General features: G+C 52.7%; 17 protein-coding genes, 6 tRNA genes and 3 rRNA genes. 23 read left to right on the top strand and 3 right to left on the bottom strand.

Translation table 11 applies throughout. From position 1 onward, the window contains the following. Positions 1–37: 37 nt before the first annotated feature. The gene (gene fre / locus ACMYSN_RS13775) at positions 38–739 is read left to right on the top strand and encodes an NAD(P)H-flavin reductase (RefSeq protein ID WP_462495214.1); all 702 of its coding nucleotides are present in this window, start codon (positions 38–40) and stop codon (positions 737–739) included. Between the two features lie 223 nt (positions 740–962). Here the strand turns inward: fre and fadA are convergent, their stop codons facing one another. Together fadA and fadB are read right to left on the bottom strand one after the other, a co-directional pair. Beyond that, positions 963–2,126 (bottom strand): acetyl-CoA C-acyltransferase FadA, encoded by a 1,164-nt coding sequence (gene fadA / locus ACMYSN_RS13770; protein WP_462495213.1) that lies wholly within the window; start codon positions 2,124–2,126, stop codon positions 963–965. Positions 2,127–2,135: 9 nt separating this feature from the next. Continuing rightward, entirely contained in the window at positions 2,136–4,325 is a 2,190-nt protein-coding gene (fadB, locus tag ACMYSN_RS13765; RefSeq protein ID WP_462495212.1) for a fatty acid oxidation complex subunit alpha FadB, read from the bottom strand. Positions 4,326–4,516: 191 nt separating this feature from the next. Between fadB and pepQ the strand changes: the two genes are divergently transcribed. The 11 genes from pepQ (at position 4,517) to birA (ending at position 16,332) form a co-directional block, all read left to right on the top strand. Beyond that, positions 4,517–5,848 (top strand): aminopeptidase P family protein, encoded by a 1,332-nt coding sequence (gene pepQ / locus ACMYSN_RS13760; RefSeq protein WP_462495211.1) that lies wholly within the window; start codon positions 4,517–4,519, stop codon positions 5,846–5,848. Continuing rightward, entirely contained in the window at positions 5,848–6,462 is a 615-nt protein-coding gene (locus ACMYSN_RS13755; RefSeq protein WP_123758071.1) for an IMPACT family protein, read from the top strand. The genes pepQ and ACMYSN_RS13755 overlap by 1 nt, the downstream gene beginning before the upstream one ends. A 40-nt stretch (positions 6,463–6,502) precedes the next feature. Beyond that, entirely contained in the window at positions 6,503–7,954 is a 1,452-nt protein-coding gene (gene trkH / locus ACMYSN_RS13750) for a Trk system potassium transporter TrkH (RefSeq protein WP_462495210.1), read from the top strand. An 11-nt stretch (positions 7,955–7,965) separates the two neighbouring features. Beyond that, complete coding sequence (hemG, locus tag ACMYSN_RS13745; protein ID WP_462495209.1) at positions 7,966–8,499, top strand: protoporphyrinogen oxidase; 534 nt, start codon at positions 7,966–7,968, stop codon at positions 8,497–8,499. 391 nt (positions 8,500–8,890) lie between these two features. Continuing rightward, a 16S ribosomal RNA gene (locus ACMYSN_RS13740) occupies positions 8,891–10,429 on the top strand. A 71-nt stretch (positions 10,430–10,500) separates the two neighbouring features. Continuing rightward, positions 10,501–10,577 (top strand) — tRNA-Ile (locus ACMYSN_RS13735). 109 nt (positions 10,578–10,686) lie between these two features. Then, positions 10,687–10,762, top strand: a tRNA-Ala gene (locus ACMYSN_RS13730). 206 nt (positions 10,763–10,968) lie between these two features. Then, positions 10,969–13,875: ribosomal RNA gene (locus tag ACMYSN_RS13725) — 23S ribosomal RNA — on the top strand. 93 nt (positions 13,876–13,968) lie between these two features. After that, a 5S ribosomal RNA gene (gene rrf, locus ACMYSN_RS13720) occupies positions 13,969–14,084 on the top strand. Together the 16S, 23S and 5S rRNA genes with 2 tRNA genes alongside form the textbook arrangement of a ribosomal RNA operon. 260 nt (positions 14,085–14,344) lie before the next feature. Next, on the top strand, positions 14,345–15,373 hold the full coding sequence (murB, locus tag ACMYSN_RS13715; RefSeq protein WP_462495208.1) for a UDP-N-acetylmuramate dehydrogenase: 1,029 nt from the start codon (positions 14,345–14,347) through the stop codon (positions 15,371–15,373). Then, a complete protein-coding gene (gene birA, locus ACMYSN_RS13710) occupies positions 15,370–16,332 on the top strand; it encodes a bifunctional biotin--[acetyl-CoA-carboxylase] ligase/biotin operon repressor BirA (RefSeq protein ID WP_462495207.1) in 963 nt (320 codons plus the stop codon). Before murB ends, birA begins: the two co-directional genes overlap by 4 nt. 46 nt (positions 16,333–16,378) lie before the next feature. On the opposite strand, the gene coaA is transcribed toward birA, so the two are convergent. Further along, complete coding sequence (coaA, locus tag ACMYSN_RS13705) at positions 16,379–17,329, bottom strand: type I pantothenate kinase (RefSeq protein WP_123753639.1); 951 nt, start codon at positions 17,327–17,329, stop codon at positions 16,379–16,381. A gap of 502 nt (positions 17,330–17,831) precedes the next feature. On the opposite strand from coaA, the gene ACMYSN_RS13700 reads away from it, so the two are divergent. From ACMYSN_RS13700 to rplL, 11 genes are all read left to right on the top strand, one after another. Continuing rightward, positions 17,832–17,907: transfer RNA gene (locus ACMYSN_RS13700), tRNA-Thr, on the top strand. Between the two features lie 10 nt (positions 17,908–17,917). After that, positions 17,918–18,002: transfer RNA gene (locus ACMYSN_RS13695), tRNA-Tyr, on the top strand. Between the two features lie 120 nt (positions 18,003–18,122). Continuing rightward, positions 18,123–18,197, top strand: a tRNA-Gly gene (locus ACMYSN_RS13690). Between the two features lie 5 nt (positions 18,198–18,202). Further along, positions 18,203–18,278: transfer RNA gene (locus ACMYSN_RS13685), tRNA-Thr, on the top strand. A 115-nt stretch (positions 18,279–18,393) separates the two neighbouring features. Next, on the top strand, positions 18,394–19,578 hold the full coding sequence (tuf, locus tag ACMYSN_RS13680; RefSeq protein WP_187042249.1) for an elongation factor Tu: 1,185 nt from the start codon (positions 18,394–18,396) through the stop codon (positions 19,576–19,578). A 229-nt stretch (positions 19,579–19,807) separates the two neighbouring features. Beyond that, positions 19,808–20,191, top strand: a complete 384-nt coding sequence (secE, locus tag ACMYSN_RS13675) for a preprotein translocase subunit SecE (RefSeq protein ID WP_123758148.1) — start codon at positions 19,808–19,810, stop codon at positions 20,189–20,191. A 1-nt stretch (position 20,192) separates the two neighbouring features. Next, positions 20,193–20,738, top strand: coding sequence for a transcription termination/antitermination protein NusG (gene nusG / locus ACMYSN_RS13670; protein WP_002438628.1), 546 nt, complete (start codon positions 20,193–20,195; stop codon positions 20,736–20,738). A 156-nt stretch (positions 20,739–20,894) separates the two neighbouring features. Next, positions 20,895–21,323: a 50S ribosomal protein L11 gene (gene rplK / locus ACMYSN_RS13665; protein WP_004097640.1), complete on the top strand. Its 429-nt coding sequence runs from the start codon at positions 20,895–20,897 to the stop codon at positions 21,321–21,323. 3 nt (positions 21,324–21,326) lie between these two features. Continuing rightward, entirely contained in the window at positions 21,327–22,031 is a 705-nt protein-coding gene (gene rplA, locus ACMYSN_RS13660; protein WP_123758149.1) for a 50S ribosomal protein L1, read from the top strand. A 299-nt stretch (positions 22,032–22,330) separates the two neighbouring features. Then, entirely contained in the window at positions 22,331–22,828 is a 498-nt protein-coding gene (gene rplJ / locus ACMYSN_RS13655; RefSeq protein ID WP_004097644.1) for a 50S ribosomal protein L10, read from the top strand. A gap of 66 nt (positions 22,829–22,894) precedes the next feature. Beyond that, the gene (gene rplL, locus ACMYSN_RS13650) at positions 22,895–23,260 is read left to right on the top strand and encodes a 50S ribosomal protein L7/L12 (protein ID WP_004118416.1); all 366 of its coding nucleotides are present in this window, start codon (positions 22,895–22,897) and stop codon (positions 23,258–23,260) included. Positions 23,261–23,416 lie beyond the last annotated feature (156 nt).

The following is a 23,416-nucleotide window of genomic DNA, read 5'->3' as shown; positions in this document are numbered from 1 at the left end:
CCGCTGTTTTGCTCTATAGACCCGACAGAGGGGACGCATGACAACCTTAAGCTGTAAAGTGACCTCGGTGGAGGCGATTACCGATACCGTATATCGCGTTCGATTAGTGCCGGAAGCGGCATTTTCTTTCCGCGCTGGTCAGTATTTGATGGTGGTAATGGATGAGCGCGACAAGCGCCCGTTCTCTATGGCTTCCACGCCGTCGGAACAGGAATGTATTGAACTGCATATCGGCGCTTCTGAGCTCAACCTGTATGCGATGGCGGTGATGGATCGCATTCTGAAAGAGCGTGAAATTGAGGTTGATATCCCGCATGGTGAAGCCTGGCTGCGCGAAGACGAAGATCGTCCGCTGATTCTCATTGCCGGGGGCACCGGGTTCTCCTATGTGCGTTCTATTCTGCTGACGGCGCTGGCGCAGAATCCTCAGCGGGACATCGCTGTTTACTGGGGTGGCCGCGAAGCGAAGCACCTCTACGATCTGGCGGAACTGGAAGCGCTGAGCGTGGAACATCCGGGTCTGCGGGTGGAGCCGGTGGTTGAACAGCCTGAAGAAGACTGGCGCGGCCGTTCCGGCACCGTGTTGACCGCGGTACTGCAGGATTACGGTACGCTGGCGGAGCATGATATCTATATTGCCGGTCGCTTCGAGATGGCCAAAATTGCCCGTGAGCTGTTCTGCAATGAGCGTAGCGCCCGTGAAGATCGCCTGTTCGGCGATGCGTTTGCCTTTATCTGATGCCTTCCTCTCTCTTCGGGGAGAGGATCAGGGATCACAGAATTAAAAAACCCGCCCCTGACAGGCGGGAAAAACGGCAACTAAACTCTTCCCCGTCCGCCTTTACGCTGTCTCTTTATTGGCTGCCCTCGCGTACCCCGGTCACATAGTTATCTATGCTCCCGGGGATGTGCTCAGTTGCCGCCGCGATACAGCGCAAATGCGTGAGGGGATATCTTCCCGATTAAACCCGTTCGAATACCGTCGCGATCCCCTGACCCAGTCCGATACACATGGTGGCCAGACCAAACTGGGCGTCTTTGCGCTCCATCTGATTAATCAGGGTAATGCTGATACGCGCGCCGGAACATCCCAGCGGATGACCCAGAGCGATCGCGCCGCCGTTGAGGTTGATCTTCTCGTCGATCTGCTCCATCAGCCCAAGATCTTTAATGCACGGCAGGATCTGTGCGGCGAAGGCTTCGTTCATTTCAAACACGTCGATATCGTTCACTGATAGCCCGGCTTTTTTCAGCGCCAGTTTTGAGGCTGGTACCGGGCCGTAGCCCATAATAGAAGGGTCACAGCCGACCACCGCCATGGCGCGAATACGTGCACGAGGTGTCAGCCCCAGTTCGCGGGCGCGGCTTTCGCTCATTAACAGCATGGCGGCAGCGCCGTCCGAAAGTGCCGATGAGGTTCCTGCCGTCACGGTACCGGTTACCGGGTCGAATGCCGGTCTCAGCGTCGACAGTGCTTCCACGGTAGTTTCCGGGCGGATCACTTCATCATAGTTAAATGACTTCAGTACGCCGTCGGCATCATGACCGCCCGTCGGGATGATTTCCGTTTTGAACGCGCCGGACTGCGTGGCTGCCCATGCCCGGGCGTGGGAGCGCGCTGCGAACTGGTCCTGCATTTCCCGGCTAATGCCGTGCAGGCGCGCCAGCATTTCGGCGGTCAATCCCATCATGCCGGCCGCTTTTGCTACATTGCGGCTCAGCCCCGGGTGAAAATCGACGCCGTGGCTCATCGGGACGTGGCCCATATGTTCCACTCCGCCAATCAAACAGACGCTGGCGTCTCCGGTCATGATCATTCTGGCGGCGTCATGCAGCGCCTGCATCGATGATCCACACAGGCGGTTGACCGTTGTCGCCGGTACCGAGTGCGGGATTTCGGCGAGGAGCGCGGCATTACGCGCAATATTGAAACCTTGCTCCAGCGTTTGTTGCACGCAGCCCCAGTAGATATCGTCAATCGCGGACGGATCCAGCGACGGGTTACGCGACAGCAGGCTACGCATCAGGTGCGCGGAGAGATCTTCCGCGCGCACGTGGCGAAAAGCGCCGCCCTTTGAACGGCCCATCGGGGTACGAACTGCATCAACAATGACAACCTGTTCCATTGTGACTCCTTAAGCCGTTTTCAGAACACCCGCCGGGCGGGCTGGTTCTACCGGAGGATAGTAGGGTTCGTTATGGCCCGCTTTATTACGCAGACCTTCCGGGACGTTATACAACGGACCGAGGTGCTGGTACTGCTGCGCCATATCGAGGTATTTTGCGCTGCCGAGGGTATCCAGCCAGCGGAAGGCACCGCCGTGGAATGGCGGGAAGCCGAGCCCATAAACCAGCGCCATATCTGCTTCGGCCGGGCTGGCAATGATGCCTTCTTCCAGACAGCGCACCACTTCATTGACCATCGGAATCATCATGCGGGCGATAATTTCTTCATCGCTGAAGTCGCGTTTTGCCTGGCTCACATCGGCCAGCAGTGCATCAACGGCCGGGTCTTCTTCTTTCTTCGGCTTACCTTTACTGTCCGCCTGATAGCGCCAGAAGCCGAGACCATTTTTCTGACCAAAGCGGCTGGCGTCGAACAGGGCGTCAATGGCGTCGCGGTAATCTTTTTGCATGCGCTGTGGGAAACCGGCAGCCATGACGGCCTGCGCATGGTGTGCAGTATCAATGCCAACGACGTCCAGCAGGTATGCCGGGCCCATCGGCCAGCCAAACACTTTTTCCATCACCTTATCGACTTTGCGGAAGTCGGCGCCATCGCGTAATAGCTGGCTGAAGCCGGCGAAGTAGGGGAACAGCACACGGTTGACGAAGAAGCCGGGGCAGTCATTGACCACAATCGGCGTTTTGCCCATTTTGCTGGCCCAGGCCACCACTTTGGCGATGGTTTTATCCGAGGTTTTCTCGCCGCGAATGACTTCAACCAGCGGCATGCGATGCACCGGGTTAAAGAAGTGCATGCCGCAGAAGTTTTCCGGTCGTTGCAGGACGCTGGCCAGCTCACCGATCGGAATCGTTGAGGTATTAGAAGCCAGTACCGCATCCGGGCGCACTTTCTCTTCGGTTTCCGCCAGCACGGCCTTTTTCACTTTCGGGTTTTCGACGACGGCTTCCACCACAACGTCAACGCGTTCAAAACCGGTGTAATCCAGGGTAGGGTGAATCGTACCGATCACGCCTGCCAGTTTCAGACCGTCAATTTTCCCGCGCTCAAGCTGCTTGTTGAGCAGTTTGGCGGCTTCGTTCATCCCAAGCGTCAGTGATTTATCATTGATATCCTTCATGATCACCGGCACGCCTTTCCAGGCGGACTGGTAGGCAATCCCGCCCCCCATGATCCCGGCGCCCAGCACTGCAGCCTGTTGCGGGGTCTCAACGTCTTTGGTCAGCTTCTTCGCTTTGGCTTTGACGTACTGATCGTTGAGGAAAATACCCACCAGTGCCCGGGCTTCTTTGGTGTGCGCCAGTGGGACAAAGCTTTGGTTTTCCAAATTCAGCGCTTCTTCACGGCCGAAACGGGCGGCCGCTTCGATAGTTTTCACCGCCGTTATCGGTGCCGGATAGTGTTTGCCGGCGGTCTGTGCAACCATGCCTTTGGCGATGGTGAAACTCATGGTGGCTTCAATCTTGCTGAGTTTCAGCGGTTCCAGCTTCGGCTGACGTTTGGCTTTCCAGTCCAGATCGCCGTTGATGGCCTGACGAAGAATGGCGATCGCGCCATCACGCAGTTTCTCCGGTTTGACAACCCCATCCACCAGGCCAATTTTCAACGCCTGATCGGCGCTGACATCTTTACCGGCAGCGATAATTTCCAGCGCGCTATCGGCACCGAGCAGGCGCGGAAGACGCACTGAACCACCGAAGCCCGGCATGATACCCAGTTTGGTTTCCGGCAGGCCGATGCGTAGATCTGGAGTCGCCAGGCGATAGTCCGTCGCGAGGACGCATTCGCAACCGCCGCCCAGCGCATAGCCGTTTACCGCTGAAATCGTGGGAACCGGCAAATCTTCCAGGCGATTAAAGACGCTGTTGGCAAAATGCAGCCACTGGCTGAGCTGTTCCTGTGGTACCAGGAACAGGGAAAGGAATTCGGTAATGTCGGCACCGACGATAAAGGCCGCCTTTTCTGAACGCAGCAGCAGCCCCTTGAGATCTTTTTGCTTTTCGAGCACGTCCAGCGCGTCACCGAGGCTGGCTACGGTTGCGGTGTCGAGCTTGTTCACCGAGCCGGGGGCATCGAACACCAGTTCGGCAATGCCATCTTCCAGCCAGTCGAGGTATAGGTTGTCGCCTTTGTAGAGCATGTCAGTCTCCTGAATCCAGCAATGTTATCTGGTCGTACCAGATGCAACGGAGTGTGGGATTTATGTTAAAGAATTGCAAATGAGTCTTTAAATAAATGCTGGTCTGATCACACCCGGCGGAAATCACCCTGCCCGAGGCCAATGTGCTAAGATGCGGAACATCACGATCCAATAAAAGCAAAGGATGAAAGATGGAATCACTAGCCGCGCTCTATAAAAATCATATCGTTACCCTACAAGAACGTACCCGTGATGCTTTAGCGCGTTTTAAGCTCGATGCGTTACTGATTCACTCTGGTGAGCTGGTCAACGTCTTCCTCGACGATCATCCGTATCCGTTTAAGGTCAACCCGCAATTTAAATCCTGGGTACCGGTGACCCAGGTGCCAAACTGCTGGCTGCTGGTAGATGGCATCAACAAGCCGAAACTGTGGTTCTATCTGCCGGTGGATTACTGGCATAACGTGGAACCGCTGCCGACCTCTTTCTGGACGGAAGAAGTTGAAGTGATTGCGCTGCCGAAAGCGGACGGCATTGGTAGCCAGCTGCCGGCAGCACGCGGCAACATCGGCTATATCGGGCCGGTACCGGAGCGGGCGCTGGCTCTGGATATCGCCGCCGAAAATATCAACCCGAAAGGGGTGATCGATTACCTGCACTACTACCGCTCTTATAAAACCGACTATGAACTGGCCTGCATGCGCGAAGCGCAGAAATCGGCGGTGAATGGCCACCGTGCCGCTCATGAAGCCTTCCTTTCCGGAATGAGCGAGTTCGATATTAACCAGGCCTACCTGACGGCTACCGGCCACCGCGATACCGATGTGCCTTACAGCAATATCGTGGCGCTGAACGAACATGCTTCCGTGCTGCACTACACCAAACTGGATCACCGTGCACCGGCAGATGCGCGCAGCTTCCTGCTGGATGCCGGGGCGGAATACAACGGCTACGCAGCCGACCTGACCCGCACCTGGGCTGCGCACAGCGACAATGACTATGCGCATCTGATTAAAGACGTCAACGATGAGCAGCTGGCGCTGATTAGCACCATGAAAGCGGGCACCAGCTATGTGGATTACCATATCCAGTTCCATCAGCGCATCGCGAAGCTGCTGCGTAAGCACCAGATCGTCACCAACATGAGCGAAGAAGCGATGGTGGAAAACGACCTCACCGGGCCGTTTATGCCGCACGGCATTGGTCACCCGCTGGGTTTACAGGTTCATGATGTGGCGGGGTTCATGCAGGATGATTCAGGCACGCATCTGGCGGCGCCGTCGAAGTATCCGTATCTGCGCTGCACGCGCATTCTGCAGCCGCGTATGGTGCTGACGATTGAGCCGGGTATCTACTTTATTGAATCTCTGCTGGCGCCGTGGCGCGAAGGGCAGTTCAGCAAACACTTCAACTGGCAGAAAATTGACGCGCTGAAGCCGTTTGGTGGGATCCGTATTGAAGATAACGTCGTCATTCACGAAAACAGTGTTGAAAATATGACGCGTGACCTGAAACTGGCGTAATGGATAGCTGGTTGATACCGGCCGCGCCGGTCACCTTCGTTGAAGAGATTAAAAAGAGTCGCTTTATCACGCTGTTGGCACATACCGACGGCGTGGTTGCGGCGAAAGCCTTTGTGGAGTCCGTCAGGGCAGAACATCCGGACGCCCGTCACCATTGTGTGGCGTGGGTGGCCGGGCCGCCCAATGACTCGCAGCAACTGGGGTTCTCTGACGATGGCGAACCGGCGGGGACGGCAGGTAAGCCGATGCTGGCACAGCTGATGGGCAGCGGCGTCGGCGAAATAACCGCTGTGGTGGTGCGCTACTACGGCGGGATTTTGTTGGGCACCGGTGGTCTGGTCAAAGCCTACGGTGGTGGTGTGCATCAGGCGCTTGCTGAGCTAACAACCCAGCGCAAGACGCCGTTAACCGCATATACTTTGCAGTGTGAATACGGGCAGTTAGCCGGGATTGAAACGCTGTTGGCTCAGTTCTCAGGACGCATTGTCGAAAGCGAATATCAGGCGTTCGTCCAGCTCAGAGTGGCGCTTCCGCAAGCTGAAGTGGCCTCTTTTTCGACAAAACTGGCTGATTTTAGTCGTGGTTCGTTGCAATTATTAAAGATTGACGAATAATCCCCACCTGATTTTTTGCATATCATAGGAAGCGCCAGAGATGCATTTTCGCGCGATAACCCGAATCGTTGGACTGCTGGTCATTTTATTTTCGGGGACCATGATCCTGCCGGGATTAGTGGCCCTGATATACCGTGATGGCGCGGGACGGGCGTTTACCCAGACCTTTTTTGTCGCACTGGCGATTGGTTCTCTATTATGGTGGCCGAACCGCCGTGAAAAGGGGGAGCTGAAATCCCGCGAAGGTTTTCTGATCGTTGTACTCTTCTGGACCGTGCTTGGCAGCGTCGGTGCGCTACCGTTTATTTTTGCCGAACAGCCGAACCTGACCATCACCGATGCGTTCTTTGAATCCTTCTCAGGCCTGACCACCACCGGGGCAACCACGTTGGTGGGGCTGGATTCGTTACCTCACGCTATTTTGTTCTATCGCCAGATGCTGCAGTGGTTTGGCGGTATGGGGATCATTGTGCTGGCGGTCGCGATACTGCCGATTCTGGGCGTCGGGGGAATGCAGCTGTATCGGGCAGAAATGCCCGGGCCGCTAAAAGACAATAAAATGCGCCCTCGCATCGCCGAAACGGCAAAAACCTTGTGGCTCATCTATGTCCTGTTAACCGTGGCCTGCGCGCTGGCGCTATGGTTTGCGGGGATGCCGGCATTTGACGCCATCGGCCATAGTTTTTCGACTATCGCGATCGGCGGTTTTTCTACTCATGATGCCAGCGTGGGGTATTTTAACAGCCCGACCATTAACACGATTATCGCGATTTTCCTGCTGATTTCCGGCTGTAACTACGGCCTGCACTTTTCGTTGCTGAGCGGACGCAGCCTGAGGGTGTACTGGCGTGATCCTGAATTCCGTATGTTTATCGGCGTCCAACTGACGCTGGTGGTGATTTGCACACTGGTGCTCTGGCTGCATGACGTCTACAGCTCGGCATTGACTACGGTCAATCAGGCCTTTTTCCAGGTGGTGTCGATGGCCACCACCGCGGGCTTTACCACTGACAGCATCGCCCGCTGGCCGCTGTTCCTTCCAGTCCTGTTATTGTGCTCGGCATTTATCGGCGGCTGCGCCGGTTCGACGGGCGGCGGTTTGAAAGTGATTCGTATCCTGCTTCTGTTTAAACAGGGGAACCGCGAACTTAAACGGCTGGTGCACCCGAATGCGGTATACAGCATTAAGTTAGGCAACCGTGCACTGCCTGAACGTATTCTGGAAGCGGTATGGGGATTCTTCTCCGCCTATGCGCTGGTCTTTATTATCAGTATGCTGGCTATCATTGCGACCGGCGTGGATGACTTTTCTGCTTTTGCCTCGGTCGTGGCGACACTTAATAACCTGGGACCAGGGCTTGGCGTGGTGGCGGATAACTTCGCTACAATGAACCCGGTCGCGAAATGGATCTTGATTGCTAATATGCTGTTTGGTCGTCTGGAAGTGTTCACTTTACTGGTGCTCTTTACCCCCACTTTCTGGCGCGAATAACAGGAGTGCTTGTGAAAACGTTGATTCTATTTTCCACCCGTGACGGGCAGACCCGCGAAATTGCCTCCTTCCTGGCGTCTGAACTGAAAGAGCTGGGCGTTGATTCAGATACGGTTAATCTAAACCGTACCGTGGACGTCGAATGGCAGCATTACGATCGCGTGGTGATTGGCGCGTCGATTCGCTACGGGCACTTTCATCCGGCAGTGGACCGCTTTGTGAAGAAACACCTTTCGTCGTTGCAGGCACGCCCCGGCGCATTTTTCTCGGTGAACCTGGTGGCACGTAAACCAGAGAAGCGCACACCACAAACGAATAGCTATACGCGCAAGTTCCTGCTCAACTCGCCGTGGCAGCCGCAGCGCAGCGCGGTGTTTGCCGGTGCGCTGCGTTATCCGCGTTATCGCTGGTATGACCGCTTTATGATTCGCCTGATTATGAAAATGACCGGTGGTGAAACGGATACCAGTAAAGAGGTGGTGTATACCGACTGGAAGCAGGTCGCTAATTTTGCGCAGGAAATCGCACAAATGACGCGCAAATAGCGCGTAAAACCGGCGTCATGGCGGGAATTTGAGCGGTTGAAAAGTTTTTTTAAAACAGGGCTTGTCAACGTCTCAGAACTCCCTATAATGCGCCTCCACTGACACGGAACAACGGCACGCAAGCCGCCGGGTCAGCAGGGTTTCTCCGGAAATTCTGACAGAGAAAAGCGAAAACAAATGCTTGACTCTGAATGAGGAAAACGTATTATACGGGACCTCGCAACGGTGAGCGAAAGCCGCGTTGCACTGCTCTTTAACAATTTATCAGACAATCTGTGTGGGCACTCAAAGTGACATGGATTCTTAACGTCCTCGGACGAAAAATGAATACCAAGTCTCTGAGTGAACATACGTAATTCATTACGAAGTTTAATTCACGAGCATCAAACTTAAATTGAAGAGTTTGATCATGGCTCAGATTGAACGCTGGCGGCAGGCCTAACACATGCAAGTCGGGCGGTAGCACAGAGAGCTTGCTCTCGGGTGACGAGCGGCGGACGGGTGAGTAATGTCTGGGAAACTGCCTGATGGAGGGGGATAACTACTGGAAACGGTAGCTAATACCGCATAACGTCGCAAGACCAAAGTGGGGGACCTTCGGGCCTCATGCCATCAGATGTGCCCAGATGGGATTAGCTAGTAGGTGGGGTAATGGCTCACCTAGGCGACGATCCCTAGCTGGTCTGAGAGGATGACCAGCCACACTGGAACTGAGACACGGTCCAGACTCCTACGGGAGGCAGCAGTGGGGAATATTGCACAATGGGCGCAAGCCTGATGCAGCCATGCCGCGTGTATGAAGAAGGCCTTCGGGTTGTAAAGTACTTTCAGCGAGGAGGAAGGCATTAAGGTTAATAACCTTGGTGATTGACGTTACTCGCAGAAGAAGCACCGGCTAACTCCGTGCCAGCAGCCGCGGTAATACGGAGGGTGCAAGCGTTAATCGGAATTACTGGGCGTAAAGCGCACGCAGGCGGTCTGTTAAGTCAGATGTGAAATCCCCGGGCTCAACCTGGGAACTGCATTTGAAACTGGCAGGCTTGAGTCTTGTAGAGGGGGTAGAATTCCAGGTGTAGCGGTGAAATGCGTAGAGATCTGGAGGAATACCGGTGGCGAAGGCGGCCCCCTGGACAAAGACTGACGCTCAGGTGCGAAAGCGTGGGGAGCAAACAGGATTAGATACCCTGGTAGTCCACGCTGTAAACGATGTCGACTTGGAGGTTGTTCCCTTGAGGAGTGGCTTCCGGAGCTAACGCGTTAAGTCGACCGCCTGGGGAGTACGGCCGCAAGGTTAAAACTCAAATGAATTGACGGGGGCCCGCACAAGCGGTGGAGCATGTGGTTTAATTCGATGCAACGCGAAGAACCTTACCTACTCTTGACATCCAGAGAACTTAGCAGAGATGCTTTGGTGCCTTCGGGAACTCTGAGACAGGTGCTGCATGGCTGTCGTCAGCTCGTGTTGTGAAATGTTGGGTTAAGTCCCGCAACGAGCGCAACCCTTATCCTTTGTTGCCAGCGATTCGGTCGGGAACTCAAAGGAGACTGCCAGTGATAAACTGGAGGAAGGTGGGGATGACGTCAAGTCATCATGGCCCTTACGAGTAGGGCTACACACGTGCTACAATGGCATATACAAAGAGAAGCGACCTCGCGAGAGCAAGCGGACCTCATAAAGTATGTCGTAGTCCGGATTGGAGTCTGCAACTCGACTCCATGAAGTCGGAATCGCTAGTAATCGTAGATCAGAATGCTACGGTGAATACGTTCCCGGGCCTTGTACACACCGCCCGTCACACCATGGGAGTGGGTTGCAAAAGAAGTAGGTAGCTTAACCTTCGGGAGGGCGCTTACCACTTTGTGATTCATGACTGGGGTGAAGTCGTAACAAGGTAACCGTAGGGGAACCTGCGGTTGGATCACCTCCTTACCTGAAAGAACCTGCCTTTGTAGTGTCCACACAGATTGTCTGATGAAAAATAAGCAGTAAAACATCTCTGCAGGCTTGTAGCTCAGGTGGTTAGAGCGCACCCCTGATAAGGGTGAGGTCGGTGGTTCAAGTCCACTCAGGCCTACCAAATTCATCCTGATACTGCGTTGTGAAACGACTCGCATACGTCAGTATGCTTCGCCCTTCCACGCCTTGTTTCAGTCTGAATTACCGGTACGAGAGATGAGTATTACGATGGGGTTATAGCTCAGCTGGGAGAGCGCCTGCCTTGCACGCAGGAGGTCTGCGGTTCGATCCCGCATAGCTCCACCATCCTTTACTGCTGAATAACAAGAAAACTTCAGAGCATACCTGAAAAGGTATGCTGCGAAGTTTTGCTCTTTAAAAATCTGGATCAAGCTGAAAATTGAAACGACACACTGTTTCCTTTCTCCGTAATAAGAAAGGAAAAATGGTGTGTTCGAGTCTCTCAAATTTTCGCAACGCGGACTGTTTTACGAAACAGCTTCGGGTTGTGAGGTTAAGCGACTAAGCGTACACGGTGGATGCCCTGGCAGTCAGAGGCGATGAAGGACGTGCTAATCTGCGATAAGCGTCGGTAAGGTGATATGAACCGTTATAACCGGCGATTTCCGAATGGGGAAACCCAGTGTGATTCGTCACACTATCGTTAAGTGAATACATAGCTTAACGAAGCGAACCGGGGGAACTGAAACATCTAAGTACCCCGAGGAAAAGAAATCAACCGAGATTCCCCCAGTAGCGGCGAGCGAACGGGGAGGAGCCCAGAGTCTGAATCAGCGCGTGTGTTAGTGGAACGGTCTGGAAAGTCCGGCGGTACAGGGTGATAGCCCCGTACACTAAAATGCACACGTTGTGAACTCGAAGAGTAGGGCGGGACACGTGGTATCCTGTCTGAATATGGGGGACCATCCTCCAAGGCTAAATACTCCTGACTGACCGATAGTGAACCAGTACCGTGAGGGAAAGGCGAAAAGAACCCCGGCGAGGGGAGTGAAAAAGAACCTGAAACCGTGTACGTACAAGCAGTGGGAGCCTGATTTGTCAGGTGACTGCGTACCTTTTGTATAATGGGTCAGCGACTTATATTCTGTAGCAAGGTTAACCGTATAGGGGAGCCGCAGGGAAACCGAGTCTTAACTGGGCGTTAAGTTGCAGGGTATAGACCCGAAACCCGGTGATCTAGCCATGGGCAGGTTGAAGGTTGGGTAACACTAACTGGAGGACCGAACCGACTAATGTTGAAAAATTAGCGGATGACTTGTGGCTGGGGGTGAAAGGCCAATCAAACCGGGAGATAGCTGGTTCTCCCCGAAAGCTATTTAGGTAGCGCCTCGTGAACTCATCTTCGGGGGTAGAGCACTGTTTCGGCTAGGGGGTCATCCCGACTTACCAACCCGATGCAAACTACGAATACCGAAGAATGTTATCACGGGAGACACACGGCGGGTGCTAACGTCCGTCGTGAAGAGGGAAACAACCCAGACCGCCAGCTAAGGTCCCAAAGTCATGGTTAAGTGGGAAACGATGTGGGAAGGCACAGACAGCCAGGATGTTGGCTTAGAAGCAGCCATCATTTAAAGAAAGCGTAATAGCTCACTGGTCGAGTCGGCCTGCGCGGAAGATGTAACGGGGCTAAACCATGCACCGAAGCTGCGGCAGCGACACTATGTGTTGTTGGGTAGGGGAGCGTTCTGTAAGCCGTTGAAGGTGGCCTGTGAGGGTTGCTGGAGGTATCAGAAGTGCGAATGCTGACATAAGTAACGATAAAGCGGGTGAAAAGCCCGCTCGCCGGAAGACCAAGGGTTCCTGTCCAACGTTAATCGGGGCAGGGTGAGTCGACCCCTAAGGCGAGGCCGAAAGGCGTAGTCGATGGGAAACAGGTTAATATTCCTGTACTTGGTGTTACTGCGAAGGGGGGACGGAGAAGGCTATGTTAGCCGGGCGACGGTTGTCCCGGTTTAAGCATGTAGGCGGGAGTTTTAGGTAAATCCGGAACTCTGTTAACGCTGAGGTGTGATGACGAGGCACTACGGTGCTGAAGTAACAAATGCCCTGCTTCCAGGAAAAGCCTCTAAGCATCAGGTAACACAAAATCGTACCCCAAACCGACACAGGTGGTCAGGTAGAGAATACCAAGGCGCTTGAGAGAACTCGGGTGAAGGAACTAGGCAAAATGGTGCCGTAACTTCGGGAGAAGGCACGCTGGTGTGTAGGTGAAGTGACTTGCTCACGGAGCTGAAACCAGTCGAAGATACCAGCTGGCTGCAACTGTTTATTAAAAACACAGCACTGTGCAAACACGAAAGTGGACGTATACGGTGTGACGCCTGCCCGGTGCCGGAAGGTTAATTGATGGGGTTATCCGCAAGGAGAAGCTCTTGATCGAAGCCCCGGTAAACGGCGGCCGTAACTATAACGGTCCTAAGGTAGCGAAATTCCTTGTCGGGTAAGTTCCGACCTGCACGAATGGCGTAATGATGGCCAGGCTGTCTCCACCCGAGACTCAGTGAAATTGAACTCGCTGTGAAGATGCAGTGTACCCGCGGCAAGACGGAAAGACCCCGTGAACCTTTACTATAGCTTGACACTGAACATTGAGCCTTGATGTGTAGGATAGGTGGGAGGCTTTGAAGCGTGGACGCCAGTCTGCGTGGAGCCAACCTTGAAATACCACCCTTTAATGTTTGATGTTCTAACGTAGACCCGTAATCCGGGTTGCGGACAGTGTCTGGTGGGTAGTTTGACTGGGGCGGTCTCCTCCCAAAGAGTAACGGAGGAGCACGAAGGTTAGCTAATCCTGGTCGGACATCAGGAGGTTAGTGCAATGGCATAAGCTAGCTTGACTGCGAGCGTGACGGCGCGAGCAGGTGCGAAAGCAGGTCATAGTGATCCGGTGGTTCTGAATGGAAGGGCCATCGCTCAACGGATAAAAGGTACTCCGGGGATAACAGGCTGATACCGCCCAAGAGTTCATATCGACGGCGGTGTTTGGCACCTCGATGTCGGCTCATCACATCCTGGGGCTGAAGTAGGTCCCAAGGGTACGGCTGTTCGCCGTTTAAAGTGGTACGCGAGCTGGGTTTAGAACGTCGTGAGACAGTTCGGTCCCTATCTGCCGTGGGCGCTGGAGAATTGAGGGGGGCTGCTCCTAGTACGAGAGGACCGGAGTGGACGCATCACTGGTGTTCGGGTTGTCATGCCAATGGCATTGCCCGGTAGCTAAATGCGGAAAAGATAAGTGCTGAAAGCATCTAAGCACGAAACTTGCCCCGAGATGAGTTCTCCCTGACTCCTTGAGAGTCCTGAAGGAACGTTGAAGACTACGACGTTGATAGGTCGGGTGTGTAAGCGTAGCGATACGTTGAGCTAACCGATACTAATGAACCGTGAGGCTTAACCTTACAACGCCAAAGCTGTTTTGGTGAGCAGAGAGAAGATTTTCAGCCTGATACAGATTAACTGGGGTGCTTTTAGCATCCTGGTAACAGAATTTGCCTGGCGGCAATAGCGCGGTGGTCCCACCTGACCCCATGCCGAACTCAGAAGTGAAACGCCGTAGCGCCGATGGTAGTGTGGGGTCTCCCCATGTGAGAGTAGGGAACTGCCAGGCATCAAATAAAGCAAAGGGCTCAGTCGAAAGACTGGGCCTTTTGTTTTGTCTGCGATTTAGCCGGGAAAGGTATTTCCGGGCTATCAGACAGCTCAGAAGCCCATCCTGACGGATGGGCTTTTTGCGTTTTAGCTTTATGTTTAGCCTTATGGCGTCACAAAACAGCACAGCATCGCACGACACCCATACCGCCGCATTCAAACAAGCCTTCCCACAGCAGATACGGTAAACTAGTCCGGATTTTGCATCAGGAAGCCACTATGAATCATTCTCTCAAACCCTGGAACACCTTTGGCATCGACCGTACAGCCAAAGTCATCGTACGTGCTGATAATGAACAGCAGCTATTGTCTGCCTGGCAGAGAGCCACAGCAGAAGATCAGCCCGTTTTGATCCTCGGTGAAGGGAGCAATGTGCTGTTCCTGAAGGATTATGCCGGTACGGTTATTATTAACCGCATCATGGGGATTGAGGTCACGGAAACACCTGATGCCTGGCTCTTGCACGTTGGTTCCGGGGAAAACTGGCATCAACTGGTGCAGTTTACGCTGGAGAATGACATGCCGGGCCTGGAAAACCTTGCCTTGATTCCTGGCTGCGCAGGGTCTTCCCCAATCCAGAATATCGGCGCGTATGGTGTTGAACTCCAACGTGTTTGTCATTATGTCGACTGTATCGAGCTGGCGAGCGGCCGTAAGCAACGTCTTTCCGCCAGCGAGTGCCGTTTTGGCTATCGTGACAGTATCTTCAAGCATGAGTATCAGGATCGCTATGCCATTGTTGCGGTGGGACTTCGTCTGTCCAGAACCTGGCATCCGGTATTAACGTACGGTGACCTGACTCGCCTGGACCCACAGACCGTGACGCCACGTCAGGTATTTGATGCCATTTGCCATATGCGCATGACAAAACTTCCAGATCCGAAAGTAAATGGCAATGCCGGTAGCTTCTTTAAGAACCCTGTTATCAGCGCGGAGCAAAGCCAGGCGCTGCTGGCAGCATTCCCGAATGCGCCACATTACCCACAGGCGGATGGCAGTATGAAACTGGCCGCGGGCTGGCTGATCGATCAATGCCAGCTTAAAGGGAAAACCATCGGCGGAGCTGCGGTGCATCGCCAGCAGGCGCTGGTCTTAATCAATGACAAAGATGCAACCAGCGATGATGTTGTTCAGCTGGCCCACTACGTACGCCAGCAGGTCGGCGAGAGATTCAATGTCTGGCTACAGCCGGAAGTTCGTTTTATTGGCACTACCGGCGAAGTGAATGCCGAGGAGACCATTGCGTGAGAGATAATACAATCCCCCTGACATTGATATCCATTTTAGCCGATGGCGAGTTTCATTCCGGAGAGCAACTGGGCGAACGTCTCGGAATGAGCCGGGCGGCCATCAATAAACATATTCAGACATTGCGTGACTGGGGCGTTGATGTCTTTACCGTCCCTGGCAAGGGTTACAGTTTGCCGGAGCCTATCCAGTTATTAGATGAAGACAGCATTGCCGCACAGATCGAACATGGTCGGGTAACGGTTCTTCCGGTCATTGATTCGACAAACCAGTACTTGCTCGATCGCCTCAACGAGCTGCAATCCGGGGATGCGTGCGTTGCCGAGTATCAGCAGGCGGGGCGTGGCCGCCGAGGGCGTAAGTGGTTCTCACCCTTTGGGGCAAATCTTTATCTTTCGATGTACTGGCGTCTGGAGCAGGGGCCGGCCGCGGCGATTGGCCTGAGTCTGGTCATCGGTATTGTTATTGCCGAAGTTCTCCAGAGCCTGGGGGCAGATAACGTTCGCGTGAAGTGGCCTAACGATCTCTATCTGCAGGATCGTAAACTGTCGGGTATTCTGGTCGAACTGACGGGAAAAACTGGCGATGCGGCGCAGATCGTGAGTGGGGCAGGGATCAATCTGGCCATGCGCCGCGTTGAGTCTGAGGTGGTGAACCAGGGCTGGATCAGTCTGCAGGAAGCCGGGGTATCTATCGATCGTAACACCCTGGCTGCACGGCTGATTAAAGAACTGCGTGCTGGCCTGCAGCTGTTCGAGCAGGATGGTCTGGCACCTTATCTTGCGCGTTGGGAAAAACTGGATAATTTCCTCAATCGGCCGGTAAAGCTTATTATTGGTGATAAAGAAATCTTTGGGATTTCGCGCGGTATCGATACTCAAGGGGCATTGTTGCTTGAGCAGGATGGCGTTATCAAGCCATGGGTCGGCGGTGAAATATCGCTGCGTAGCGCGGAATAAACCAAATAAAAAGGGAGCCTGAGCTCCCTTTTTATTATGCACTTGATTATTTCCGCAGTCGGACCTGATCGACCGAATGGTTCGCGCTTTTGGTCATGATTAAACTAGCGCGCTCTCGGGTTGGAAGTATATTTTCTTTAAGATTCAACAGATTAATCTCATTCCATAATGAGGTGGCAATATTCACAGCCTCATCTTTGGAAAGCTTTGCATAATTATGGAAATAAGAATCCGGATCGGTGAATGCCCCTTCACGGAATTTTAAGAAGCGGTTGATATACCATGTTTTCAACAGTTCTTCTGGCGCATCGACATATATAGAGAAATCAACGAAGTCAGAAACGAATACATGGTGCGGGTCATGGGGATAATCCATGCCACTTTGTAAGACATTCAACCCTTCAAGAATCAATATATCTGGTTGCGCCACTGTCTTATCGCCTTCAGGAATCACATCATAAATAAGATGGGAATAAACCGGGGCGGTAGCTGTCGGTAAGCCAGATTTCAAATCAGAAACAAATTTCACCAGTCGATGCATGTCGTAGGATTGCGGGAAGCCTTTCTTCTTCATCAATCCGCGTTCTTTCAGTACGGCATTCGGATGTAAGAAGCCATCAGTCGTAATTAATTCAACATGACGATGTTCCGGCCAGCGGCTAAGCAGCGCCTGTAATACGCGTGCGGTCGTGCTTTTACCTACCGCAACGCTTCCGGCAATACTGATGATATACGGGATGCGCTGACCATTAGTACCGAGGAATTGCTCCAGCACGGCCTGACGGCGCAGGTTGGAACTGATATAGAAATTAAGCAAACGCGACAGCGGCAAATAGATCTCTGCAACTTCTTCAAGGGAAAGATCTTCGTTGATGCCTTTTAACCGCGTGATTTCTTCCTCTGTCAGCGTCATCGGAACGGAATCACGAAGTGCAGCCCATTGGTTGCGGTTAAATTGTAGATAAGGTGTCATTAACGTCTGCTCTTTTTTGCTCATAAGCATGTTCTTAGCATCGCCAAATCAGAAGTTGCGAGGGATGCTTCACACAAGTTAATCAGGACAATGGGCAGGAGGGTAACACCAGATTGCGAGGAATAATAAGAAAAAAACTCATCGAATGGTGCTTTCTAATGCAGACATCACAAGAGCGGGGTTTGTTGCTCATTATGCGTCACTCGCCTGCGGCAACGTTGTCCCTGCACGTCTGAATGCGCATAAGCAGGATGGCGCGCGCAGACACTGGTCAGGATATAAGTGGGTTTTGACTGTCGGGATACGGCAAGAAACACCATCGTCCGGCCTGGGAATACCTTTGCTGGCATAAATAGCGAGGATGACTGGACGTTTTAATGCGAAGGGATGGCGGTTTTTTGTACGTCATTGATTGAAATTACACCATTTTTCCACGTTAGAGAACAAAATATGAGCGATGGAACATTTTATGCAATTTTTTAGTTGCATGAATGCGTATGTCTCCCTAAAATGCGCGCTACTTGATGCCGACTTAGCTCAGTAGGTAGAGCAACTGACTTGTAATCAGTAGGTCACCAGTTCGATTCCGGTAGTCGGCACCATCAAGTGCCTGGTGGGGTTCCCGAGCGGCCAAAGGGAGCAGACTGTAAATCTGCCGTCATCGACTTCGAAGGTTCGAATCCTTCCCCCACCACCATCTTTCGGCAACGCTTTGCGGAGCCAGAGTTGCTTGGTTAAACTAAACAACTCAAACAAAAAAAAGAGAGAACTCTCTTTTTTTTGTTATAGAAAGAACTGGGTAGCCGAGTTTCAGGATGCGGGCATCGTATAATGGCTATTACCTCAGCCTTCCAAGCTGATGATGCGGGTTCGATTCCCGCTGCCCGCTCCAGACGTGCTGATATGGCTCAGTTGGTAGAGCGCACCCTTGGTAAGGGTGAGGTCCCCAGTTCGACTCTGGGTATCAGCACCACTTCTTTATCTCTCCTTCCCTGTTTCTCTCTGTTTATTGCATTCAACAAGTCGGGCATGTTGCCCGGTTGATGTGGTGATATCACCGATTTATCCGTGTCTTAGAGGGACAATCGATGTCTAAAGAAAAGTTTGAACGTACAAAACCGCACGTTAACGTCGGTACTATCGGCCACGTTGACCATGGTAAAACAACGCTGACTGCTGCAATCACTACCGTTCTGGCTAAAACCTACGGTGGTTCTGCTCGTGCATTCGACCAGATCGATAACGCACCAGAAGAAAAAGCTCGTGGTATCACCATCAACACTTCCCACGTTGAATATGACACCCCGACTCGCCACTACGCACACGTAGACTGCCCGGGCCACGCCGACTATGTTAAAAACATGATCACCGGTGCTGCTCAGATGGATGGCGCGATCCTGGTTGTTGCTGCGACTGACGGCCCGATGCCGCAGACTCGTGAGCACATCCTGCTGGGTCGTCAGGTAGGCGTTCCTTACATCATCGTGTTCCTGAACAAATGCGACATGGTTGATGACGAAGAGCTGCTGGAACTGGTTGAGATGGAAGTGCGTGAGCTGCTGTCTCAGTACGACTTCCCGGGCGACGACACTCCGATCATCCGTGGTTCTGCTCTGAAAGCGCTGGAAGGCGACGCAGAGTGGGAAGCTAAGATCGTTGAGCTGGCTGGCTACCTGGATTCTTACATCCCGGAACCAGAGCGTGCGATTGACAAGCCGTTCCTGCTGCCGATCGAAGACGTATTCTCCATCTCCGGCCGTGGTACTGTTGTTACCGGTCGTGTAGAGCGCGGTATCGTTAAAGTTGGCGAAGAAGTTGAAATCGTTGGTATCAAAGAGACTGCTAAGTCTACCTGTACTGGCGTTGAAATGTTCCGCAAACTGCTGGACGAAGGCCGTGCTGGTGAGAACGTTGGTGTTCTGCTGCGTGGTATCAAACGTGAAGAAATCGAACGTGGTCAGGTACTGGCTAAGCCGGGTTCCATCAAGCCGCACACCAAATTCGAATCTGAAGTGTACATCCTGTCCAAAGATGAAGGCGGCCGTCATACTCCGTTCTTCAAAGGCTACCGTCCGCAGTTCTACTTCCGTACAACTGACGTGACTGGTACCATCGAACTGCCGGAAGGCGTAGAGATGGTAATGCCGGGCGACAACATCAAAATGGTTGTTACCCTGATTCACCCGATCGCGATGGACGATGGTCTGCGTTTCGCAATCCGTGAAGGCGGCCGTACCGTTGGCGCTGGCGTGGTAGCAAAAGTTCTCGGCTAATCGCTGATAACATTTGACGCAATGCGCAATAAAAGGGCATCATTTGATGCCCTTTTTGTACGCTTTCGAACCAGAACCTGGCTCATCAGTGATTTTTTTTGCCATAATCATTGCTGAGACAGGCTCTGTAGAGGGCGTTGAGTCCGAAACGCAACAGAGCATTTCGGTTTGGTTGCCTCGCTCTCGCGGGGCAAAATTATTTGTCTGAATTCTTGTGACAGGTTGGTTTATGAGTGCGAATACCGAAGCTCAAGGGAGCGGGCGCGGCCTGGAAACGATGAAGTGGCTGATCGTTGCTGCGCTGCTGATTGTGGCCATCGTAGGCAACTTCCTTTATCGTGACATTATGCTAGCACTGCGTGCGCTGGCTGTAGTGGTTCTGATCGCTGCTGCCGGTGGCGTCGCGCTGTTAACCACTAAAGGTAAGGCGACCGTGGCGTTTGCCCGTGAAGCGAGAACCGAAGTCCGCAAGGTTATCTGGCCAACTCGCCAGGAAACGCTGCACACCACGCTGATTGTTGCTGCGGTTACTGCGGTAATGTCACTGATCCTGTGGGGGCTGGATGGTATTCTGGTTCGCCTGGTATCCTTTATCACTGGCCTGAGGTTCTGAGATGTCTGAAGCTCCTAAAAAACGTTGGTACGTCGTTCAGGCGTTTTCCGGTTTTGAAGGTCGCGTAGCTACCTCGTTGCGTGAACATATCAAATTACACAATATGGAAGAGTTGTTTGGCGAAGTCATGGTACCGACCGAAGAAGTGGTCGAGATCCGTGGTGGCCAGCGCCGCAAAAGCGAGCGCAAATTCTTCCCGGGTTATGTTCTGGTCCAGATGGTCATGAACGACGCAAGCTGGCACCTGGTGCGTAGCGTGCCACGCGTGATGGGCTTTATCGGCGGTACTTCTGACCGTCCGGCGCCGATCAGCGATAAAGAAGTTGACGCTATCATGAACCGCCTGCAGCAGGTTGGCGATAAGCCGCGTCCTAAAACGCTGTTCGAGCCGGGTGAAATGGTTCGTGTTAGCGATGGTCCGTTCGCTGACTTCAACGGTGTCGTTGAAGAAGTTGACTACGAGAAGTCCCGTCTGAAGGTTTCTGTATCTATCTTTGGCCGTGCAACCCCGGTTGAACTGGACTTCGCTCAGGTAGAGAAAGCCTAACCGGCGATCAAAAAAGCAGCGATTTAATCGTTGCATGAGGCGCGAAATTGACATACAATTTCGCGCCTTTTGTTTTTATGGGCCATGGGTTCATAAAACGATATTGATAACGGGGAGCCTTTTCTGAAGGCGTTATACCCAAACGAGGAAATTTAAATGGCTAAGAAAGTACAAGCCTACGTCAAGCTGCAGGTTGCAGCTGGTATGGCAAACCCGAGCCCGCCGGTTGGTCCAGCACTGGGTCAGCAGGGTGTGAACATCATGGAATTCTGTAAAGCGTTCAACGCCAAAACTGAATCCCTGGAAAAAGGTCTGCCGATCCCGGTTGTTATTACCGTTTACGCTGACCGTTCCTTTACCTTTGTTACCAAGACCCCGCCGGCTGCTGTTCTGCTGAAGAAAGCTGCAGGCATCAAGTCTGGTTCCGGTAAGCCGAACAAAGATAAAGTTGGTAAAATTTCCCGCGCTCAGCTGCAGGAAATCGCGCAGACCAAAGCTGCCGACATGACTGGTTCCGACATTGAAGCGATGACTCGCTCCATTGAAGGTACTGCACGTTCCATGGGCCTGGTAGTGGAGGACTAAGAAATGGCTAAACTGACCAAGCGTATGCGCGTGATCCGTGACAAAGTTGATGCAACTAAACAGTACGACATCAACGAAGCTATTGCTCTGCTGAAAGAGCTGGCCACTGCTAAATTTACTGAAAGCGTAGACGTTGCCGTTAACCTCGGCATCGACGCTCGTAAATCTGACCAGAACGTCCGTGGCGCGACTGTACTGCCGCACGGTACTGGCCGTTCCGTTCGCGTAGCCGTATTTGCCCAGGGCCCGAACGCTGAAGCTGCTAAAGCTGCAGGCGCCGAGCTGGTAGGTATGGAAGATCTGGCTGACCAGATCAAAAAAGGCGAAATGAACTTTGACGTTGTTATTGCTTCCCCGGATGCAATGCGCGTTGTTGGCCAGCTGGGCCAGGTTCTGGGTCCGCGTGGCCTGATGCCAAACCCGAAAGTTGGTACTGTAACTCCGAACGTTGCTGAAGCAGTTAAGAATGCTAAAGCAGGTCAGGTTCGTTATCGTAACGACAAAAACGGCATCATCCACACTACCATCGGTAAAGTGGATTTTGACGCTGACAAACTGAAAGAAAACCTGGAATCTCTGCTGGTTGCGCTGAAAAAAGCAAAACCGACTCAGGCGAAAGGCGTGTACATCAAGAAAGTCAGCCTCTCCACCACCATGGGTGCTGGTGTTGCCGTTGATCAGGCTGGTCTGAGCGCGTCTGCGAACTAAGATTAGCTTTACGTGGGTGGTGGTTTTGTCTACAATACTACCCCCATGTTTCTGCTAACTTCGGTTAGACAGAGAAAAACAGATTTGTTCGTTGGAGCCTGGCCTATCCAGGCCTCCGTCGAAGACCGCAGGTGTTTCGTCAGAAACTTAATCCCCTGCGTAGACGGTGACAGAACGCTAAGATTATTTTTGGATACTCTGGCTTGTTTCTGCTCACCGTATTAAGACGCTCTACTCGTTGAGTAGGGTGAAGTGAGTTCCAGAGCATGAGCTCTGGCAAACATCCAGGAGCAAAGCTAATGGCTTTAAATCTTCAAGACAAACAAGCGATTGTTGCTGAAGTCAGCGAAGTAGCCAAAGGTGCGCTGTCTGCAGTAGTTGCGGATTCCCGCGGCGTAACTGTAGATAAAATGACTGAACTGCGTAAAGCAGGTCGTGAAGCTGGCGTTTACATGCGTGTTGTTCGTAACACCCTGCTGCGCCGCGTCGTTGAAGGTACTCCTTTCGAGTGCCTGAAAGACACGTTTGTTGGTCCGACCCTGATTGCATACTCTATGGAACACCCGGGCGCTGCTGCTCGTCTGTTCAAAGAGTTCGCGAAAGCGAATGCAAAATTTGAGGTCAAAGCTGCAGCCTTTGAAGGTGAGCTGATCCCGGCGTCGCAAATCGACCGCCTGGCAACTCTGCCGACCTACGAAGAAGCAATTGCACGCCTGATGGCAACCATGAAAGAAGCTTCGGCTGGCAAACTGGTTCGCACTCTGGCTGCTGTACGCGATGCGAAAGAAGCTGCTTAATTGCAGTTATCTTTATAAAACGCTCGCTTACGTATAAACTTATTCTGATATTCAGGAACAATTTAAATGTCTATCACTAAAGATCAAATCATTGAAGCAGTATCCGCTATGTCCGTAATGGACGTTGTTGAGCTGATCTCTGCAATGGAAGAAAAATTCGGTGTTTCCGCTGCTGCTGCTGTAGCTGTAGCTGCTGGCCCGGCTGAAGCTGCTGAAGAAAAAACTGAATTCGACGTAATTCTGAAAGCTGCTGGCGCTAACAAAGTTGCTGTAATCAAAGCAGTACGTAGCGCAACTGGCCTGGGTCTGAAAGAAGCTAAAGACCTGGTAGAATCTGCACCTGCTGCCCTGAAAGAAGGCATCAGTAAAGATGACGCAGAAGCACTGAAAAAATCTCTGGAAGAAGCTGGCGCTGAAGTTGAAGTTAAATAAGCCAACCTTTCCGGTTGCAGCTTGAGTAATCAAGCTGATGGCTGGTGACTATTTAGTCACCAGCCTTTTTGCGCTGTAAGGCGCCAGTAGCATTTCACACTGTTTGACTGCTGGTTGTCCTGACAATGCATGTTTCTATCGACGACTTAATATACT

The sequence above is a fragment of the Klebsiella sp. R445 genome (genome assembly GCF_051131755.1).
Lineage (GTDB): Bacteria > Pseudomonadota > Gammaproteobacteria > Enterobacterales > Enterobacteriaceae > Klebsiella > Klebsiella lignicola.
The sequence above is the reverse complement of the archived record's forward strand: the minus strand, read 5'-3'. Positions and strand labels throughout refer to the sequence as shown.

Excerpts from the sequence above, each read along its gene's own strand:
- fre (WP_462495214.1), top strand. The coding sequence starts at position 38 with ATGACAACCTTAAGCTGTAAAGTGACCTCGGTGGAGGCGATTACCGAT.
- coaA (WP_123753639.1), bottom strand. The coding sequence starts at position 17,329 with ATGAGCAAAAAAGAGCAGACGTTAATGACACCTTATCTACAATTTAAC.
- rplK (WP_004097640.1), top strand. The coding sequence starts at position 20,895 with ATGGCTAAGAAAGTACAAGCCTACGTCAAGCTGCAGGTTGCAGCTGGT.
- pepQ (WP_462495211.1), top strand. The coding sequence starts at position 4,517 with ATGGAATCACTAGCCGCGCTCTATAAAAATCATATCGTTACCCTACAA.
- rplL (WP_004118416.1), top strand. The coding sequence starts at position 22,895 with ATGTCTATCACTAAAGATCAAATCATTGAAGCAGTATCCGCTATGTCC.
- nusG (WP_002438628.1), top strand. The coding sequence starts at position 20,193 with ATGTCTGAAGCTCCTAAAAAACGTTGGTACGTCGTTCAGGCGTTTTCC.
- rplA (WP_123758149.1), top strand. The coding sequence starts at position 21,327 with ATGGCTAAACTGACCAAGCGTATGCGCGTGATCCGTGACAAAGTTGAT.
- tuf (WP_187042249.1), top strand. The coding sequence starts at position 18,394 with ATGTCTAAAGAAAAGTTTGAACGTACAAAACCGCACGTTAACGTCGGT.
- secE (WP_123758148.1), top strand. The coding sequence starts at position 19,808 with ATGAGTGCGAATACCGAAGCTCAAGGGAGCGGGCGCGGCCTGGAAACG.
- rplJ (WP_004097644.1), top strand. The coding sequence starts at position 22,331 with ATGGCTTTAAATCTTCAAGACAAACAAGCGATTGTTGCTGAAGTCAGC.
- murB (WP_462495208.1), top strand. The coding sequence starts at position 14,345 with ATGAATCATTCTCTCAAACCCTGGAACACCTTTGGCATCGACCGTACA.
- ACMYSN_RS13755 (WP_123758071.1), top strand. The coding sequence starts at position 5,848 with ATGGATAGCTGGTTGATACCGGCCGCGCCGGTCACCTTCGTTGAAGAG.
- trkH (WP_462495210.1), top strand. The coding sequence starts at position 6,503 with ATGCATTTTCGCGCGATAACCCGAATCGTTGGACTGCTGGTCATTTTA.
- fadA (WP_462495213.1), bottom strand. The coding sequence starts at position 2,126 with ATGGAACAGGTTGTCATTGTTGATGCAGTTCGTACCCCGATGGGCCGT.
- fadB (WP_462495212.1), bottom strand. The coding sequence starts at position 4,325 with ATGCTCTACAAAGGCGACAACCTATACCTCGACTGGCTGGAAGATGGC.